This is a genomic window from Streptomyces sp. NPDC032745 (assembly GCF_055579465.1).
On the sequence record NZ_JBVING010000001.1, the window covers coordinates 575,628 to 594,211 of the forward strand.

Genomic DNA, 18,584 nt, shown 5'->3' on the forward strand with positions numbered 1-18,584 from the left:
GCCGTTCGGCGTACACGCCTACACCAGCAGCGGTCCGCCGCACCGCGCGGCGCCTTCCTTCATCGCGATGAGGTTGGCGACCACGTACGAGATGTCGTTCTTGGAGTGCCAGTCGGAGGGGAAGTACGTGACCAGCCGCGACGACTGGAACCGGGCCTCGATGCTGGGCACGAAGGCCCGGTACTGCTCGTCCGTGTAGTACCAGAACGAGTTCTCGTTGTAGTACGCCACGTGGGTCGGGTCCTGGTACGCGCCGCGGCCGTCCGAGCTGGGCGTCATGGTGAGGAGCATCCCGCCGGGCGCCAGCAGCCGGTACATCTCGTTGATCAGCGGCACCTTCGCGGGCACGTGCTCGAGGAAGTCCACCGCCCGCATCAGGCCGACGGAACCGTCGGGCAGATCCAGTTTCCCGGGCAGCGTCGCGACGATGTCGACGCCCTTCCCCGGGTACTGGTCGACGCCGAGGTAGCCGGGGGGCTTGCGGTGGGCCGCGCCGAGGTCCAGCGCGAGCAGGCCGCGCCGGTGGGTCCAGGCGAGGGCGTTCGCCTCGATGTACTTGTCGTACAGGACGACCGTCTCGCGCTGGATGTGCGCATTGATCTCCGGGTCGCTCTGGGTGTTCGCGGGGTGCACCCGCTGGAGGTACAGGCAGCGGTTGATGTGGTGGAAGTCGCCGATGTGGAACAGGCGGCACATCAGGTCCTGGTCGTCCAGGACAGTACGCGCGGCGTCGTACCCGCCCGCCCTTTCGTAGGCGTCCTTGCGGAAGGCCCGCACGTGGTTGGGCGCGTACCAGATGTAGGAGACGTTGTGCGGGGTCGGAGCCATGGAGACGATCTGCTGCAGCTTGCGGCCGTCGACGTCCACCTCCTCGTACTGCCAGCCGCACGCCTCGTCCCACCGAGAGTCGTCCCGGCCCCCGTCCTCGGTGATCTGCGCGGTGTTGCTGTAGACGAAGACGGCCTCCGGGTTCTCGTCGAACACCGTGCCGAGCTCCGCCAGACACGTCTTCGCCAGCAGGTCGTCGTGGTCGAGTTCCACGAGGATCTCGCCGCGCGCCAGTTCGCAGGCCCTGCGCTTCGCGGCCCCGACGCCCCGGAGGCCGTCCGCGATCTCCACGCGGACCCTCTCGTCGGGTTGCTCCGGCCGCCACCGGGCGCCGTTGTTGAGCAGGACGACCCACTCCCAGTCCGGACAGGTCTGCGCCTGCAGGGTAGCCAGGCACTCGTCGAGGAAACGGGGCCGGTGGCTGGGGGTGAAAACGGAGAACCTCGGGGTCGCGGTCGACGTCATCTGGTGCTCCCTGCTGGGGTCGATGTCGGTGAGGGGCTTGCGAATTCCCGGAACTGCTCCGGTACTTGGGAACGGAGCGAGGGATCGGCCGCGACGGCGCGACGGAACGCGCCGCCGGCCTCGCCGGTACGGCCCCGGTCCGCCAGGAGGTATCCGAGTTGCAGATGGGCCGTGGCCGCCTCCGGATCGGCGGCGACCGCGCGCTTCAGGAGTCCGGCGGCCCGGTCGGGCTCGGTCGGCTTCAGCAGGATCGCCTCGTTGAAGAGAGCCGACGTGAAAGACGGGTCGATCTTCAGGGCCTTGTCGTAGGAGGCGAGGGCGTCGGCAGCCTTGCCGTCCTGCTGCGCGATGACCCCCAGGTTGTACCAGGCGAGCTTGTTGTGGGGATCCAGCTCCACCACGCGCCGGAAGGTACGGGCCGCCCCTTCGGAGTCTTGTCGGCTCGCCTGGACAAGGGCGCCCTGTAGCAGTGCATTTGCCTCTTGGGCCTTCAGGTTCACCGACGGGCTCTTGGATTCCGGGGCGGCTGCCGAATGGGACTGAACCGCCCAGACGGCCACCCCGGCACAAGCCGCAGCCACGCCGGCGATTCCGGCCCACCATCGCCTTCGTTTCACTCTGTCACATCTCGTGGAATCGGGAGGGACGGAGATGCGGGCAGCAACCCCCGACAGCGCCGAAGGTCGAACCCCCATCATTTCCGCCGACGTTACGAGCCCGCCCGCGTGATGCCGCCGTATGGCAGGCAATTGGGATGCAAGACCACTCGAATGTACGCATGAAAGAACCGGTCCACCGGAAAGAATTTCACGAATTCTCCGCCAGCATAAGGCGGTTGGATGCCGGCAACTCATTGCCCGGCCCGCCCAGTGCCTGGCCTCGGTAAGACCGTCGTCGCCGGCCGCCGGGCTACACCCGCAGTGACGGCTTCGGCTGTGTGCGAGGATCCACGCGCACGAGTTCCAGCCCGGTATCACATGCGTCTACATCTGGGCCGGCAGTGACGCCCCCATCAAGAAGCCGACGGCCTGACGGCGGGTCCCTGACACCGACCCGGTCCGACTCGGGTCGACGTCTGATGCGGGTCTATCGCGACCGGTGCACAACAGCGACAAAGACCTGGACTCAGTGGGACTGGGTCCAGGTCTTCCTGCTTGGCACTCGTGCAGGTCAGCGGATGTTTCACGTTGGTCCGGCAGGAGTGCCCCCGGCAGGACTCGAACCTGCGCACACGGCTCCGGAGGCCGGACAGTACCCAGGTATTTGCCCAGGTCAGACGCGCAACTGATGATTTGTCAGGCTTGTCGTCCCACGCATTTCCCATGGCTCGGAAATGTCCTCGATGCTCCGCAATGCGAAGTGTCGGATCTTGATGACGGCGACCCGGCCGCCGCGTAGCGCGGTGAGGTCTTCCCGGTTGATTCTGGGAGCGCCACTTCCGCAAGGGGGGGGCGTGGAGGTGATGACCCGTACGTCATCGGCCCGGGTGAGCGTGAGAGTAACTGTTTGGACACTCTGCGTTACTGGCCTTCGGGGTGGGCTGTCCGAGCCCCCGGGGGCGAATCTGCGGCGGCGCGCGTGGGTGAGCGTGGGGCTGGGGCGTCGGCGCGCGACGCCTTCCTCGCCGTCCCGGCGCCGCCGACGTGGACGTCAGAAAGGAGCTACCATCTAAGTAAGATTCAATCTAAGTAATATCGAATCTATGTTTCATGGATGCTGGGAATGTGACGCTGATGGAGTTCAAGGGCAGGTCTGCTGACCTGGATCAGCTGGCTCGGCAGCTGGGCCTGGTAGCCGATGGTACGGGCGCCACCCGTGGTCAGGCTGTGATCGTGACGGGGCGGCGCCGGGTGGGCAAGTCTCGTCTGGTCCAGGAGTTCTGCGACCGTTCCGGGCTTCCATATGTGGTCTTCCAGGCGACCCGGGGACGCAACGCCGTGGCCGAGCGGGCGGACTTCGCCGCGACGCTGGCACATTCCGCTCTGCCCGGGGCCGAGCTGGTGGCCGGGCTGCAGGCCGCCGACTGGAACCAGGCACTGCGTTCCCTGGCGGTCGCGGTTCCGGACGATGCCCCGAGCATTGCGGTGGTCGACGAGGTGCCGTGGCTGGTGGAACAGGACGGGGAGTTCGAGGGAGCGCTGCAGACGGTCTGGGACCGGCACCTGTCCGCCAAGCCGGTCCTGTTGATCCTGGTCGGCAGTGACATGTCGGTGATGGAGGCGCTGCAGTCCTATGGCCGCCCGTTCTTCGGCCGGGCGGCCAAGATGACCGTACAACCACTGCATCTGGCCGATGTGCAGGCGATGACCGGTCTTGACGCGGCGGAAGCGGTGGATGCGCTGCTGATCACCGGAGGGTTCCCGGAGATCGTTCAGTCCTGGCGGCCGGGGATGGGCCGCAGAGACTTCCTGCGGGAGGCTGTGTCCAACCCGCTTGCGCCGCTGTTGGTGGCGGGCGAACTGTCGCTGCTGGGGGAGTTTCCCGAGACGTCCCACTCGCGCGCGATCCTGGAAGCGGTCGGCAGTGGCGAGCGGACCTTCTCCACCATTGCCGCACAGGCCGGTGGTGCGGGCGCGCTGCCCTCGGGCACGTTGTCTCCGCTGTTGACCACGCTGCTGGCCAAGCGGGTCCTGGCCGCTGACCTGCCGCTCTCGGCCAAGGCGGACGGCAAGAACAAGCGCTATCGCATCGCCGATCCGTATCTCCGGTTCTGGCTGGCTTTCCTGCAGCGCGGGATCCCGCTCATCGAGCGCGGTCGCGGTGATCTGGCGCTGGAGCGCATTGAGCGGTCGTGGACGACCTGGCGGGGCCGGGCCGTCGAGCCGGTCGTCCGCGAGTCGCTGCTGCGCCTGCTGCCCGATGAGAGGTGGCCGCAGACGGAGGCGGTCGGGGGTTGGTGGAACCGGCAGAACAACCCTGAGATCGACCTGATCGGAGCCGATCGTGAACCCGTCGCAGGGCAGGTCCACTTCATCGGCTCGGTGAAGTGGCTCGAGTCGCAGCCGTTCGGCCGACGTGAGTACGACGCCCTGGTGCGGGACATGCTCGCCGTGCCCGGCGCCGAGCCGGGCACGGCGCTGGTGGCGGTGTCCCGTTGTGGTGTTGAGGACGATCTGCCTCTTGCGGCGCACTGGGGTCCGGAAGACCTTGTTCGTGCCTGGCGGTAGTCAGGGAAACCGCCAGGGTGGTCATGGTGATGGATCTGCCTCGGGCGCCCAGTGGCAGTAGGCATCGACCGTCCTCTGAGACCCTTCCGGGCATCGAAGCCCATGTGCGCGGCGGCAAGGTGACGGGCCCGGAGGCGGGAGCCTGCGCCGGCACTGAGCACGGCGGTCTGAGGGGACGCGGCCGGTTCACCCCTGCGGGGTGACCGGACGGCGCTAGCCTGGCCGGGTGAATGCGCGTACTGCCCTTGTGGAATGGCTGGGCACCCTGGAGCCTGAGCGGCTGACCGCATTGCTGGAGGAGCGGGATCTGCCGCTCGCCGCCGAGTACCGGCGGATCACCACCCTCCGCGAGCTCGCCGAACACCTGCTCACCGACGAGTCGGTGGGCCAAGGCCTGATGGCGGGCACCGCGGGAGAACTGGAATTGCTCGCTTCCATTGCCGCCCTTGCCCTGGAGCGGCACGGTCCCGTAGCCGGTGGCGAGGCCGAGGACGGGCCCCGGTATCCCTGGCAACAGCGGAAGCCCGTTGCCGCGGTGGAGCCCGCGGACCGACTGGTGTCCGAGCGGGACGTACTGGCCTGGTTCGAGCCGGGGGAGAAGCGGCGGCGGGCGGAGCACACGCTCGCCCGACTGCGGGAGCGCGCGCTGTTGCTCCCCGCGCCCAAGGGAAAACTGGCGCTGCCGCCGCTGTTGCATGTCCGGGCCACTGGGTTCGACGGTTACGGGCGCACCGCCACCAGGCTGCTGACCCACGCCTACAACGCCCCCGAGGTCAAGCGGATCGCCGCAAACCTCTTCGGCGAGGGCGCGGCCCGTACCCGCGACCAGGCCCAGGAGCTGATCACCGCTCTGCTCACCGATCCCGCCCGCGTGCGGGCACTGGTGGCGGACGCCCCTGTCCGGGCGCTGGAGCTGCTGGACCACCTGGTACCCGGCCCGCCGCTGCTGCGAACCCGCTGCTTCGTCGGCCGGTACGGGGCACAGTATGCGGGCCCGGACGCCAAGTACCTCTTCCGGGACGGCGGCAGCGGTGACGAGGGCACCGACTGGCTGGCCGCGCGCGGACTGCTGGTCCCCGTCGGTCTCGACCTGGTGGAGCTTCCGTACGAGGTCGCCCGTGCGCTCCGCGATGGGGGCGCGGCACCCAGCCCCCGGCTGGAACCAGAGCTGTTCACCGCCACCGCGCCGCTGCCGTCCGGCTGGGAGGGCGAGGGAGGCACGGCCGCAGCGGCGGCCGCCTGGCGGGCCGAACTGGTACTGCGGGCCCTGGCCGCCGAGCCGGTCGCGATTCGCAAGGCGGGCGGGATCGCCGTACGGGACACCCGGCGGCTGGCCAAGGCGGCCGGGGCCGATGAGGCCGGCACCCGGCTGTGGCTGGACCTCGCGGTGAACGCCGGCCTGACCGCACCTCAGGACGCCGAACCGGCCCCCGCTCCCCGCGGCCGCCGGAACTCCAAGGGCCCCAAGCCCTCCGCCCGGCTGCTGCCGAGCGACCGCTACGACGCTTGGGTGGCCGCTCCAGCAGCGGGCAAGCTGCTGCCGCTGCTGGCCGCCTGGGCTGTGGTCCCCGCAGTTCTCAGCCACTGGCCGGACCCCGACGAGACCCCGGTCGCGCTCATCAGCCCGCAGGACGAGGACGCCGTGACCCTGCGCACCGGGGCCTTACGAGCGCTCGCCGTCCTCCCCGACGGACACGGGTTGACCGGGGACGCGCTGGGATACACCGAACTGCTATCCCTGGCCGCGTGGTTCCAGCCCGCCCTGCGCGGTCACCTGGCCGCAGACGGCGCCGGGGAGCTGACCGGCCTGGACGGACTGCTCGACCGCCTGGCGGCCACCCTGACAGAGGCGGCCCTGCTCGGCGTGGTCGCTCACGGCGCGCTCACCCCCGCCGGCCGGTCCCTGTGCCGCCTGCTGGAGGCGGGCGCTGCTCACCACTACCCGGCCGTACCCGGCGCGGACACGGACCCGTCGGCCCGCGGCTCCGAGGGCCTGAGCGAGGACCTCTCCCTCCGCCCCACCCTGGCGAAGGCGGTGACCGCCCTGCGCGAGGACCTGTACGCAGCGCTGCCCGAGCCCAGCGACACGGCCCGGTTCCAGAGCGACCTGACCGCAACCGTCACCGGTGCGCCCGCGCCTGCCCTCGCAGACCTGCTCTCTGCTGTCGGCGACATCGAGTCCGAAGGGCACGCCGTGGTCTGGCGGATCACCGCGACCTCCGTACGCCGGGCCCTGGACGCCGGCTGGAGCGCAGATGAACTCCTCGACCGCCTCACTACCGCCAGCGAGCGCGGCACCCCGCTGCCACAACCGCTCGCCTACACGATCAAGGACACCGCCCGCACCCACGGACAACTCAAGGTCGTCCGCTCCGCCTGCTGCATCCGCTCGGACGACACCGGGCTGATTGCCGAGGTGGCCCAGGCCCGCGGCCTGGCCAAGCTCCGCCTCCGCCGGATCGCCCCCACGGTCCTGATCTCCACAGCCCCGCCGGAGGAGACGCTGTCAGCCCTCCGCACGGCCGGCTACGCCCCCACCCAGGAAGCCGAAACGGGCACCACCGTCCTGGACCGCGCCCCCACCGACCGCGCCCCGAACCTCCTGCCGACCCTGGACCAGGCCCACCCGCTGTACGGCGAACCGGTCCACGGTGTCCCGGCGAGCGCCCGTGCGCTGGCCGCGGCGCTCACCGCGGCCGGGTAAGGGTGGAGGTGCCCCGCAGTCGGAGCGCACTCCTGGTGCCCCGGCCCCCGAACCGGCACTGTCAGTAGGGCGTGTGAGCCTGGGGCGCATGACGCACTCCGCGACCATCGCCCTCCCGGGGCACGAGGAACTCGCACAGGGGGAGCCCGAGACATCCGCCTGGCTGATCATGTTCCTCCTGAACCTCAGCACCGTGTGGATACCCTTCCTCCTGATCGGTACGGCGTGTCTCGTTCTCTGCACCCGCAGACGTCCCGGGGGGTGGCTGACCTCCGGCCCACTGCGCCGGAGCCGGTCGGCCCGGAGGCGTATCGACGAGCTGTGTACGGCACTTTCGGCCGCGGACGGAGCCCGGGCCGGCCTACCGGACGCTGCCGCGCTCGCTGTGCGGGTATGCGCGTCCAGGCGCTGGGCAGTCGCACGGCTGTGGCTGTACGGCCCGGCCAACCTGGCGGCAGGTCTCATGCTCTACGGAGCGTTGGGAGGATGGGGCGGGCCTCTGCGACCGACCGCCGCCGCCATCAGCGCCGGCCTGTTTGCCCTGGCGGCCGCGGCTACAGCCGCGGAGGCCGTCTCGCGGCGCCGGGCGGATCCCTATGGAGAAGCCGTGTGTCGAGGTGTCGTGGCCCTGGAGGCACTGCTGTTGCCGGACAGCGCGGAGAGCAGGGTCAGGACTCCACTGGAGTCCCTCCGAGGCAGAGACCGGCGGCCGACGGCGTACTTCCCCGTGGACTGGTCGTTCCGCACCGTCGAGGAGTTCTGTCTCGCACTGGAACGGTTGGCGCGCTACGCGGTGCTCAGCGGGGACAGGGTGGGCAGAGTGCGGAGGGAGGCACAGGTCCACGTGTACGCGGCGCATGTGCAGGAGGCTCTTGAGCGGCACCGTCTGGCGGCCGTGGCGCATTCTGCCGCGGCCGATTCCGCAGCTGGCGCACCGGCCCGCGGCGCCGAACCGAGTGCCGCGGTGCGGGACGCTCACAGCCGTGTGCTGTCCCTCGTCTCCGGTGTGCTGGCGGATATCTGCCAGGACCGGCTGATCGTTCCGGTGCTCGACTGGGAAGACCTTCCCGAGGAGCGGCGAACAGCGCCGAGCCATGGGACACGGCGGCAGACCGTCTGGCAGACAGCGGCGGCCGTCACGATCCTTATCGCGCTCGCGGGCCTGTTCACCTGGGCCGGTGCACCCGGCGAGTTCGTCTCCCCGATTCTCTTCGGACTCAGCGGTGCCATCGCTGTACTGCTGCCCAGGGCGCGCTGGATGGCCTGAGATACCGGTAGATCGAGCACTCCTACCTCGAGGCCGAACGACCGGTCCCCACCTGGCGGCGGCTGTGCTGGCTAGGCTCGTCGATCCGAGCCAGGGGCAGATGGCCTGTCGCGTCCGAGGTGCTCTGGAGCGCACGAAGGCTGATCTGTGTCGCCTGTGATTCCACCTGAACCGTTCCGACTTTCCTGCCGGTGTTTTGCTGGCCGGTGATCAGTCGGCTCGTGGTTCTGTGTCAGCGTAGTGGGCTGCCTCGAACTCGGTGGGGCTGATCATGCCCAGACTTGAGTGCAGGCGCCGGTTGTTGTACCACTCAATCCAGGAGGCGGTGGCGTACTCGACGTCGGAGATGGTTTTCCATGGGCCTTCGTGGAAGACGCTGGTGCAGATGCATTCGGACTTGTAGAGGCCGTTGATGGTCTCCATCAGGGCGTTGTCGTAGGCGTCACCGACGCTCCCGACCGAGGGGCTGATGCCCTCGAGCCGAAGATGTTCGGTGAAACGCACGCTCGTATATTGCGAGCCCGCATCCGAGTGACATATGAGCTGGTCCCGCCCGACCGGGGTGCCCTCGTGGCCACGACGCCACAGGGCCATCCTGAGCGGCACGTCGACCAGCTCTGGCCTGAAGAGTGATCGAAGAATAGCCGACGACTGTCATATCCGAACGATGTAGATTGTACGTGCGGTGGCTCGGCTTGTGACAGATCTCTACCAGATTGGTGTTGATCTTCTGCATGCCGTATCACGGAGGCATAGTGCGGGAGAGCCAGTCCTGGAGTTCGCGATGGCGATATTGGTAGGCGGGTCCGGATAGACGCAAGAGGCCAGCCTTGTGACACCAGTCAAGGAACCTTCCAAGGCGAAACGGGAGTCGGCGCCAGGACCAGAGCAGGAATGCCAAGTACCTTCGGGAGATGCGGGCAACCCATGAAGCGGAGAAAATTCCTACGGTAGTCCCGAGCACGATACTTGCGGAAACCCCCGTAATGATTTCGGCGCCAAGTCCGACAATGAGTCCAGCCTGGACCCCGTAGATTAGCCCGCTGCGAAGGTTGCCGCGGATCAGGTCGCGAGGGCCGACGGCCTCCTCTGGCCGGTCTGTCGCCCACAGAGCGAGGACGAGGACGCAACCGAAGAACCCGAACAGTACCCAGTGTGAGGTCGTGCGGCCGAGCAAAAAAGCGAGCGAGGCGCTAATCAGCATGCCGGCAAGTCCGCTGAGGATTACCCTGAGGGCCATTTTCTTCAGCTTGACCGATTTGCTCACGATAGGTCCGCTCGTTGTTTTGCGCTTCCCTGCGGGGCTGCCTCTCCAATGAATCCGCTGAGGATTCGGATTAGAGCGAATAGCCATTAGGGCGCTTAGGGCCGCGACGCCGATGATCAGGCCGATCCAGGGGGCAGGGGAGGAGGTTGTCCAGGCGAGAGGGAGAGGTGCAAGTGCTACGAAGGAAGCGAGGATCGCGTCGGTGGCAATAACCCTCCTGCGTCCGGCGATAGGCCAAAGTTCGTGGAGGAGGAGGTCAGAACCCTGCGGGGCGGCAGTGTTGGCGCTGATGGTGGATCCAGGTTGGGGCGCCCTGGACAGACGGCCCAGCCAGATCTGTACACGCTCCGATGTGTAATGACGACGGTTGGTCGTTTGCGCGGTGGCCGCTGGGATTAGGAGGCTTAGGAGGTGGTTTTCGAGATCGCCGAGAGTTGGGAAACGGTTGGAGTCGAGGAGATCGGAAGGGTTGCCGTCACTGTGGTAGACGGTGGCCGCGAGGCATAGCCGCCAAGGAGTGGAAAAGACTTGAGCGAGCCCCCCCTCCTTCCTCGATTCGAGGCTGGCTAGAACGTCCGACCAGCGGGGGTCTCCAACATTCCGGGTAGCTAGATACGTGTGGGATTCTTCGGTGTCCACTGGGGAAATGCGAACCCTAGCCGCGCTGCGCAATCGGTCTCTGGGCGGCACGGAATCGTACTGGGAGTCCCGGCAGGTCAAGACCAAAGGTGTACGACTCGAACCGTATTGTTCATCATTTAGGATGCGGAGTGCCGACCGAGCGCGTGATGCTTGCTGGCCTACATCGGGATAATTTTCACTATTTGACTCATCGAAAGTGTTGTCCATTTCGTCAAGCCCGTCGAGGATTGGCAGGATCCTGTCATTGGCGACCAAGCGTTGAGCCGCGCCGATACGCCACCCAAGCTGAACGAGACGGGTGGTGATGTAGTCCCCCAGGGTGGGACATGCCTCGATATCCCAATCGGCCATGGAGAGACGTACGGGAACGCGGTCGGTCGATTTGCGGTTTTTGATGAGGGTCGTGATGAGCTCAAGGGCCAAAACCGTCTTTCCGGCTCCAGGAGCACCGGTGATGACCAACCGTGAGGAGTGAACTCCGTTGTAGAAGTCGGCGATATCGGGCACAGTTGTGGGATCTCGATGGGCTAATGCACCCTCGATGTATTGCGTCGCCGAATCCACCGGACTTTCTTGAATCGCGGTGAAGTGGAGGTTAATGGACTCTGGATCATTTTTGCCCACCAGTCGTTTCCATTCAGATGTCTCATCGTCGAGGATGCGGCGAGCCAGATCGAAGGTATCGTCATCAATTCCAGGGGGTGGTGAGATCCTCGCGTACCACGAGGCGAGAGCAATCGCTAGAGAAGCGATTGCTACCAGGAGACCCACGTTCTTTGCGGTGTCACTTGCCGTCGCACCTCGCCTGACTAGGACGACTGTCCATACTGCTGTCGCGACGAACAGCGCAGTGCTGCTGAGCGCCAGGCGCATGTAGAACCGACGCTGACGTCGTCCACTCTCCATGGGTCACGATCTTCACGGACAGTGGACTGTCTGGGCTGCATTTGCCTCCACGGCGGGTGGCGCGTCGGCAGTGGATGATGGCCGCGCACTCCAGCGGCCCGCGATGAGCTACGGCCGGCCCCGCACCGACTGCGTGGTGATGGTGGATCAGGGCGGAGGGCTGCGGTGCCTCGCGAGCGGCGGCAGGTGACGGGAGGGCCGCTATCGCAGGTCTTTCGCGACCCGTGCGTAACAACGACAAAGACCTGGACTCAGTGGGACTGGGTCCAGGTCTTCATGCTTGGCACTTCAGCAGGTCAGCGGGTGTTCCGCGCTGGTCTGGCTGGAGTGCCCCCGGCAGGATTCGAACCTGCGCACACGGCTCCGGAGGCCGTTGCTCTATCCCCTGAGCTACGGGGGCGTGTCATTCGCGTTGCGGCGACGGGTTGAACACTACCAGCTTCCCCCGGGTGATCAGAAACGAGTTCCGGGGGAGGGGGACGTGGGTCGCCCGGAGGGGGTGGAAGTGGCAAAAACCCGGACGCGGGGGCTTAGGCGGACCTACTCTCGAGTTGTGTCAGGCGCCTCGGGCCGGGTGCTTGTTGTCGACGACAACAAGGTCATCCGGCAGCTGATCAAGGTCAATCTCGAGCTGGAGGGCTTCGAGGTAGTGACCGCGAACGATGGTGCCGAGTGTCTGGACGTCGTGCACCGCGTGTGCCCCGACGTGATCACCCTTGATGTGGTCATGCCCCGGCTGGACGGGTTCGGGACGGCGGCGCAGCTGCGCGCCGACCCGCGGACGCGGCACGTGCCCGTCGCCATCGTGAGCGCCTGTACGCAGCACGAGGTGGAGGCCGGGATCGAGGCCGGGGTGGATGCGTTCCTCGCCAAGCCCTTCGAGCCCGTCGAGCTCGTGCGGCTCGTACGCCGGCTCATCGAGCGCAAGGACCGGCGGGAGCGGAAGGGAGCCCCCGCAGGGCGCGGGAGAGGGTAGCGGGCGTCGGCTGTTCACATGGCGAAACCATTCGCGGGATGGGCGGGCTTCTCGCCTAGGCTGGTCCCGTGACCCCCGCAGACCTCTCCCGTACCGTCGTGCGCGCCGTGCGCTGCGCCGTCGAGGAGGGGGAGCTGCCCGCCGAGGCAGGTGTGCCCGAGCGGGTCGTCGTCGAGCGGACCCGCCCCGGTGGGGTGGGGGACTACGCCACCCCCGTGGCCTTTCAGGTCGCCAAGACGGCCGGACGCCCGCCCCGGGGCGTGGCGGACGTACTGGCCCGCCGGCTCGGCTCGGAGCCCGGCATCGAGCATGTCGAGGTCACCGGAGCCGGGTTCCTCAACTTCGTGCTGCCGCCCCCCTCCGCCCCCTCCGTCGTCCGCGACGCCATCGTCCGCGACATCGTGATCCGGGACGTGCGGGGCGGGGCCATGTTCGCCGCCCCCGCCCCCGCCGACGAGAGCGGGACCGGGCTGCGCGAGGGCGTCGTGCGGCGCAGTGTCCTGCGGCTCGTGTGCGCCCAGGGCGGCACCGGGCGCGGCCTGCCCGAGGACCTGCCCGAGGACCTGCCCGTCGCGCCCCTTGCCAGGCGGGACGGCGACGTCGTCGCCCGTTACGGCCGCGACGCCGCCCACTGGGCGATGCTCGCCGTGCCCGCCCGGGAGACCCCGGTCGTCTCCGACGCTTTGCTCGTTCAGGGCGAGGCCAGCGAGTTCTTCCGCGTGCGGTACGCCCACGCGCGCAGCCGGGCCCTCGTACGGAACGCCGATCAGCTGGGCTTCCACCCGGAGCCGGGCGACGTCGACGTGCCCGCCCTGCTGCGCCTCGTCGCCGACCACGACCTCGTCCTGGAGGCCGCCGCGCACCACCGCGCGCCCGAGCGGCTCACCCGGCACCTCGTGGAGCTGGCCGACGAGCTGCTCGATTTCCAGCACTGCGTCCTGCCCAAGGGGGACGAGAAACCCTCGGCCGCCCACCGTGCCCGGCTGGCTCTTGCCGAAGCCGCCGGGACGGTGCTGGCCGGTGGCCTGGCCCTGCTCGGCATAGACGCACCTGACTGCCTGTGATCTGCGAAGAGAGATACCGATGAGCCGTTCCGCGCACCCCGCCGGGCCCCGCCACGCCGACGTCCTGCCCGAGGGGCACTACTCCCCGCCGCCCGCCGACCTCAACGCGCTCGACGAGAAGGTCTGGGCCCGGACCGTACGACGGAACCCCGACGGTGTCGTGACGGTGGGCGGCATCCCCGTCACCACCCTCGCCCAGGAGTTCGGGACGCCCGCCTACTTCCTCGACGAGGAGGACTTCCGGGCCCGGTGCCGGGCCTGGGCGCACGCCTTCGGGCCGGACGCCGACGTCTTCTACGCCGGGAAGGCGTTCCTCTCCAAGGCCGTCGTGAAGTGGCTGCGGGAAGAGGGGCTGAACCTCGACGTGTGTTCCGCCGGGGAGCTGGCCACCGCACTCGCCGCCGGGATGCCCGCCGAGCGGATCGCCTTCCACGGCAACAACAAGTCCGTCCGGGAGATCACCCGGGCCGTCGAGGCCGGAGTCGGTCGCATCGTGCTCGACTCCTTCCAGGAGATCGCTCGAGTCGCGCACATCGCCCGGGAGCTCGGCGTACGCCAGCCCGTCCAGATCCGCGTGACCGTGGGCGTCGAGGCGCACACGCACGAGTTCATCGCGACCGCGCACGAGGACCAGAAGTTCGGCATCGCCGTCGCCGACGGCTCCGCGGCGGAGGCGGTCCGGCGCGCGCTCGGGCACGACAGCCTCGAGCTGCTCGGCGTCCACTCCCACATCGGCTCGCAGATCTTCGACATGGCCGGCTTCGAGGTGTCCGCCAAGCGCGTGGTCCGGCTGCTGGCCGCCGTACGCGACGAGCACGGCGTCGAGCTGCCCGAGATCGACCTCGGCGGCGGCCTCGGCATCGCGTACACGTCCTCCGACGACCCGCGCGAGCCCCACGAGATCGCCAAGGCCCTGCACGAGATCGTCGCCCGCGAATGCGAGTCCGCCGGGCTGCGCGCGCCCCGCATCTCCGTCGAGCCCGGCCGGGCCATCGTCGGGCCCACCGCCTTCACGCTGTACGAGGTCGGCACGATCAAGCCGCTCGAGGGGCTGCGTACGTACGTCTCCGTGGACGGCGGCATGTCCGACAACATCCGCACCGCCCTCTACGACGCCGAGTACGCGGTCACCCTCGTCTCCCGCGTCTCCGACGCCGAGCCCATGCTCGTCCGCGTCGTCGGCAAGCACTGCGAGAGCGGTGACATCGTGGTGAAGGACGCCTTCCTGCCGGCCGACCTGGCCCCGGGGGACCTCCTCGCCGTACCCGCCACCGGGGCGTACTGCCGCTCCATGGCCAGCAACTACAACCACGCGCTGCGACCGCCCGTCGTGGCCGTGCGCGACGGGGAGGCCCGAGTGATCGTCCGGCGCGAGACGGAGGAAGATCTCCTGCGTCTCGACCTCGGATGAACCGCATATTTCCGGGGGAAGCCCCCAGACCCCCAAAATAGGTGCCGATAGGTGTCTCACTCAATGGACCGAGGATGGAAAGTGCTGTCCATTGAGTGAGACTGGTTGAGACCTGGCGCGCAACCCGCGCGCCGGGTGGTGATGGAAGATCGAAAGGCGTAGGTCGAATGATGCGTACGCGTCCGCTGAAGGTGGCGCTGCTGGGCTGTGGAGTGGTCGGCTCAGAGGTGGCGCGCATCATGACGACGCACGCCGACGATCTGACGGCCAGGATCGGCGCGCCCGTCGAGCTCGCCGGAGTGGCCGTGCGCCGTCCCTCCAAGGTGCGCGAGGGCATCGACCCGGCGCTGATCACCACCGATGCGACCGCCCTCCTCAAACGCGGCGACATCGACATCGCCATCGAGGTCATCGGCGGCATCGAGCCGGCCCGCACCCTCATCACCACCGCCTTCGAGCACGGCATCTCCGTCGTCTCGGCGAACAAGGCACTGCTCGCCCAGGACGGCGCCGCGCTGCACGCCGCGGCCGAGCAGCACGGGCTGGACCTGTACTACGAGGCCGCCGTCGCCGGCGCCATCCCGCTGGTCCGCCCCATGCGCGAGTCCCTCGCCGGCGACAAGATCAACCGGGTGATGGGCATCGTCAACGGCACGACGAACTTCATCCTCGACAAGATGGACTCCACCGGCGCCGGGTACCAGGAGGCGCTCGACGAGGCCACCGCCCTCGGGTACGCCGAGGCCGACCCGACCGCCGACGTCGAGGGCTACGACGCCGCCGCCAAGGCCGCGATCCTGGCCGGCATCGCCTTCCACACCCGGGTCCGTCTCGACGACGTCTACCGCGAGGGCATGACCGAGGTCAGCGCCGCGGACTTCGCCTCCGCCAAGCGCATGGGCTGCACCATCAAGCTCCTCGCGATCCTGGAGCGGGCCGCGGACGGGCAGTCCGTCACCGCTCGAGTGCACCCGGCGATGATTCCGCTCAGCCACCCGCTGTCGTCCGTCCGCGAGGCGTACAACGCCGTCTTCGTCGAGGCGGAGGCCGCCGGGCGGCTCATGTTCTACGGGCCCGGCGCGGGCGGTTCTCCGACCGCCTCGGCGGTCCTGGGCGACCTCGTCGCCGTCTGCCGCAACAAGCTCGCCGAGGCAACGGGGCCCGGCGAGTCGGCGTACACCCAGCTGCCGGTCAGCCCCATGGGCGACGTCGTCACGCGGTACCACATCAGCCTCGATGTGGCCGACAAGCCGGGCGTCCTCGCCCAGGTGGCGACGACGTTCGCGGAGCACGGTGTGTCCATCGACACCGTCCGCCAGCAGGGAAAGGACGGCGAGGCCTCCCTCGTCGTCGTCACCCACCGCGCACCCGACGCCGCCCTCTCCGGGACCGTCGAGGCGCTGCGGAAGCTGGACACCGTGCGCGGTGTCGCCAGCATCATGCGTGTTGAAGGGGAGTAAGGACCCATGAGCAGCAATCGCACCCACCAGTGGCGCGGCATCATCGAGGAGTACCGGGACCGCCTGCCGGTGACGGACACGACTCCCGTGGTCACGCTCCGCGAGGGCGGCACTCCCCTCGTCCCCGCGCAGGTGCTCTCCGAGCGCACCGGCTGCGAGGTGCACCTGAAGGTCGAGGGCGCGAACCCGACCGGGTCCTTCAAGGACCGCGGCATGACCATGGCCATCACCAAGGCCAAGGAGGACGGCGCCAAGGCCGTCATCTGCGCCTCCACGGGCAACACCTCGGCCTCCGCCGCCGCGTACGCGGTGCGCGCCGGGATGGTCTCGGCCGTCCTCGTGCCCCGTGGCAAGATCGCGCTCGGCAAGATGGGCCAGGCCCTCGTGCACGGCGCCAAGATCCTCCAGGTGGACGGCAACTTCGACGACTGCCTGGACCTGGCCCGCGCGCTGTCCGACAACTACCCGGTCGCGCTGGTCAATTCCGTCAACCCGGTGCGCATCGAGGGCCAGAAGACCGCCGCGTTCGAGATCGTCGACGCGCTCGGCGACGCCCCCGACATCCACGTGCTGCCCGTCGGCAACGCCGGCAACATCACCGCGTACTGGAAGGGCTTCAAGGAGTACAAGGCCGACGGCCTGGCCTCCCGTACGCCCCGCGTGTGGGGTTTCCAGGCCTCCGGTTCCGCGCCCATCGTGCGCGGCGAGATCGTCAAGGAGCCGCACACCATCGCGACCGCGATCCGCATCGGCAACCCGGCCTCGTGGGACTACGCGCTCGCCGCGCGCGACGAGTCGGGCGGCTTCATCGACGAGGTGACGGACCGCCAGATCCTCGCCGCCTACCGCCTGTTGGCCGCGCAGGAGGGCGTCTTCGTCGAGCCCGCCTCGGCCGCGTCCGTCGCCGGCCTGCTCAAGGCCGCCGAGCTGGGCCTGGTCGACCCCGGCCAGACGATCGTATGCACCGTCACCGGAAACGGACTCAAGGACCCCGACTGGGCGGTCGCCGGCGCCCCGCAGCCGGTCACCATCCCGGTCGACGCAGAGGCCGCAGCCGTCCGCCTCGGCCTGGTCTGATCCGGCCCGGCGCCGTGGCGGCGAACTGAGTTGCCGGGTTCCGGAGGGCCTCCGGAACCCGGCAACTCAGGCCGTACGGCACAAAAGTCAACGGCATTCAGCGGAATCCACCGGAAGACACCGACACGCATCGTGCGCCTCCTGTGCGCCCTATGTCGCGAGAGAACCTTCCTTCGATACGCTGTACTTACATCCGCCACCGCGCATATGACCGTGGTGCTGCCCAGAGGGCCTTCGGGTGTCGTACGTTCTCCAGTACATTCGCAGCGAGCCAGCGAAGATCTCGTCTCGCACAGTCACAAGGAGTGTCATCGGACGATGGCCGGTCCAGCGTTCCGCGCCGCCGCCGTACGGGTGCGCGTCCCCGCCAGCAGTGCCAACCTCGGCCCGGGCTTCGACGCCCTCGGCCTGGCCCTGGGGCTCTACGACGACGTAGTCGTCCGGGTGGCCGACTCCGGCCTGAACATCGACATCGCGGGCGAGGGCGCCGACACCCTCCCGCGCGACGAGAGCCACCTGCTCGTACGCTCCATGCGCACCGCCTTCGACCTGCTGGGCGGGCAGCCGCGCGGCCTCGAGGTCGTCTGCGCCAACCGCATCCCGCACGGCCGCGGCCTCGGGTCCTCCTCGGCCGCCATCTGCGCAGGCATCGTCGCCGCCCGCGCCGTGACCATAGGCGGAGAGGCCAAGCTCGACGACGCGGCCCTGCTCGAACTCGCCACCGAGATCGAGGGCCACCCCGACAACGTCGCCGCCTGTCTCCTCGGCGGCTTCACCCTCGCCTGGATGGACGGCGGCAGCGCCAAGGCGATCCGCATGGAGCCCGCCGATTCCATCGTTCCGGTGGTCTTCGTCCCCTCCAAGCCCGTCCTGACGGAGACCGCGCGCGGCCTGCTGCCGCGCAACGTCCCGCACGTGGACGCGGCCGTCAACGCAGGTCGTGCAGCCCTGCTCGTCGAAGCCCTGACCAGGCGTCCCGAGTTGCTGCTGCCGGCCACCGAAGACCGGCTCCACCAGGAGTACCGGTCCCCGGCGATGCCCGAGAGCGTGGCACTCGTCAACCGGCTGCGGGCGGACGGCATCCCCGCGGTCATCTCCGGTGCGGGCCCCACGGTCCTCGCGCTGGTCGACAACGGCGCGGCCGACAAGGTCGCGCAGCTCGCGGGCGAAGGGTGGGCGGCGAACCGGCTCGCCCTCGACGCTGCGGGCGCGAGCGTACTTCCGTTGGGCACCCAGGGCGGCTAGGCCGTATGGGCATACCCGCCAGGGCGGGCGGTCAGGGCAGGCCGCCAGCGCGGAAGGCGCGATTGCCGGTGATTGAGAGGGGGAATATTCGTTGGATCCGGTAGT

Annotated in this window: 12 protein-coding genes, 1 tRNA gene and 1 pseudogene; 9 read left to right on the forward strand and 5 right to left on the reverse strand. The window is 68.7% G+C overall.

All coding sequences use genetic code 11. From position 1 onward, the window contains the following. Window positions 1-18: 18 nt before the first annotated feature. Together ACZ5WG_RS02575 and ACZ5WG_RS02580 are read right to left on the reverse strand one after the other, a co-directional pair. The gene (locus ACZ5WG_RS02575; RefSeq protein WP_468720057.1) at window positions 19-1,293 is read right to left on the reverse strand and encodes a glycosyltransferase; all 1,275 of its coding nucleotides are present in this window, start codon (window positions 1,291-1,293) and stop codon (window positions 19-21) included. Next, a complete protein-coding gene (locus ACZ5WG_RS02580) occupies window positions 1,290-2,147 on the reverse strand; it encodes a tetratricopeptide repeat protein (protein WP_468720059.1) in 858 nt (285 codons plus the stop codon). The genes ACZ5WG_RS02575 and ACZ5WG_RS02580 overlap by 4 nt, the downstream gene beginning before the upstream one ends. Before the next feature lie 879 nt (window positions 2,148-3,026). Here ACZ5WG_RS02580 and ACZ5WG_RS02585 point away from each other — a divergent pair. The 3 genes from ACZ5WG_RS02585 (at window position 3,027) to ACZ5WG_RS02595 (ending at window position 8,431) form a co-directional block, all read left to right on the forward strand. After that, complete coding sequence (locus tag ACZ5WG_RS02585; protein WP_468720508.1) at window positions 3,027-4,460, forward strand: ATP-binding protein; 1,434 nt, start codon at window positions 3,027-3,029, stop codon at window positions 4,458-4,460. Window positions 4,461-4,686: 226 nt separating this feature from the next. Then, entirely contained in the window at window positions 4,687-7,164 is a 2,478-nt protein-coding gene (locus ACZ5WG_RS02590; protein WP_468720060.1) for a helicase-associated domain-containing protein, read from the forward strand. A gap of 88 nt (window positions 7,165-7,252) precedes the next feature. Beyond that, window positions 7,253-8,431 carry a hypothetical protein gene (locus ACZ5WG_RS02595; protein ID WP_468720062.1) on the forward strand — a complete coding sequence of 393 codons (1,179 nt, stop codon included), beginning with the start codon at window positions 7,253-7,255 and terminating at the stop codon, window positions 8,429-8,431. 210 nt (window positions 8,432-8,641) lie between these two features. On the opposite strand, the pseudogene ACZ5WG_RS02600 reads toward ACZ5WG_RS02595, so the two are convergent. The 3 genes and pseudogenes from ACZ5WG_RS02600 to ACZ5WG_RS02610 form a co-directional block, all read right to left on the reverse strand. Beyond that, window positions 8,642-9,049, reverse strand: a pseudogene (locus tag ACZ5WG_RS02600) (transposase); the annotation flags it as partial. A gap of 124 nt (window positions 9,050-9,173) precedes the next feature. Continuing rightward, entirely contained in the window at window positions 9,174-11,213 is a 2,040-nt protein-coding gene (locus tag ACZ5WG_RS02605; protein WP_468720064.1) for an NACHT domain-containing protein, read from the reverse strand. 361 nt (window positions 11,214-11,574) lie between these two features. Then, window positions 11,575-11,646, reverse strand: a tRNA-Arg gene (locus tag ACZ5WG_RS02610). An 81-nt stretch (window positions 11,647-11,727) separates the two neighbouring features. Here ACZ5WG_RS02610 and ACZ5WG_RS02615 point away from each other — a divergent pair. From ACZ5WG_RS02615 to thrB, 6 genes are all read left to right on the forward strand, one after another. After that, entirely contained in the window at window positions 11,728-12,222 is a 495-nt protein-coding gene (locus ACZ5WG_RS02615) for a response regulator (RefSeq protein WP_468720066.1), read from the forward strand. A 68-nt stretch (window positions 12,223-12,290) separates the two neighbouring features. After that, window positions 12,291-13,286: an ArgS-related anticodon-binding protein NrtL gene (gene nrtL, locus ACZ5WG_RS02620; RefSeq protein ID WP_468720068.1), complete on the forward strand. Its 996-nt coding sequence runs from the start codon at window positions 12,291-12,293 to the stop codon at window positions 13,284-13,286. Between the two features lie 19 nt (window positions 13,287-13,305). After that, a complete protein-coding gene (gene lysA, locus ACZ5WG_RS02625; RefSeq protein WP_468720070.1) occupies window positions 13,306-14,697 on the forward strand; it encodes a diaminopimelate decarboxylase in 1,392 nt (463 codons plus the stop codon). 170 nt (window positions 14,698-14,867) lie between these two features. Beyond that, complete coding sequence (locus ACZ5WG_RS02630) at window positions 14,868-16,157, forward strand: homoserine dehydrogenase (RefSeq protein WP_468720509.1); 1,290 nt, start codon at window positions 14,868-14,870, stop codon at window positions 16,155-16,157. A 6-nt stretch (window positions 16,158-16,163) separates the two neighbouring features. Next, window positions 16,164-17,234, forward strand: a complete 1,071-nt coding sequence (thrC, locus tag ACZ5WG_RS02635) for a threonine synthase (protein WP_468720072.1) — start codon at window positions 16,164-16,166, stop codon at window positions 17,232-17,234. 318 nt (window positions 17,235-17,552) lie between these two features. After that, the gene (thrB, locus tag ACZ5WG_RS02640) at window positions 17,553-18,479 is read left to right on the forward strand and encodes a homoserine kinase (RefSeq protein WP_030295292.1); all 927 of its coding nucleotides are present in this window, start codon (window positions 17,553-17,555) and stop codon (window positions 18,477-18,479) included. Window positions 18,480-18,584 lie beyond the last annotated feature (105 nt).

Excerpts from the sequence above, each read along its gene's own strand:
- ACZ5WG_RS02575 (WP_468720057.1), bottom strand. The coding sequence starts at position 1,293 with ATGACGTCGACCGCGACCCCGAGGTTCTCCGTTTTCACCCCCAGCCAC.
- ACZ5WG_RS02580 (WP_468720059.1), bottom strand. The coding sequence starts at position 2,147 with ATGAGTTGCCGGCATCCAACCGCCTTATGCTGGCGGAGAATTCGTGAA.
- ACZ5WG_RS02585 (WP_468720508.1), top strand. The coding sequence starts at position 3,027 with ATGGAGTTCAAGGGCAGGTCTGCTGACCTGGATCAGCTGGCTCGGCAG.
- ACZ5WG_RS02595 (WP_468720062.1), top strand. The coding sequence starts at position 7,253 with ATGACGCACTCCGCGACCATCGCCCTCCCGGGGCACGAGGAACTCGCA.
- ACZ5WG_RS02605 (WP_468720064.1), bottom strand. The coding sequence starts at position 11,213 with ATGCGCCTGGCGCTCAGCAGCACTGCGCTGTTCGTCGCGACAGCAGTA.
- lysA (WP_468720070.1), top strand. The coding sequence starts at position 13,306 with ATGAGCCGTTCCGCGCACCCCGCCGGGCCCCGCCACGCCGACGTCCTG.
- ACZ5WG_RS02630 (WP_468720509.1), top strand. The coding sequence starts at position 14,868 with ATGCGTACGCGTCCGCTGAAGGTGGCGCTGCTGGGCTGTGGAGTGGTC.
- thrC (WP_468720072.1), top strand. The coding sequence starts at position 16,164 with ATGAGCAGCAATCGCACCCACCAGTGGCGCGGCATCATCGAGGAGTAC.
- thrB (WP_030295292.1), top strand. The coding sequence starts at position 17,553 with ATGGCCGGTCCAGCGTTCCGCGCCGCCGCCGTACGGGTGCGCGTCCCC.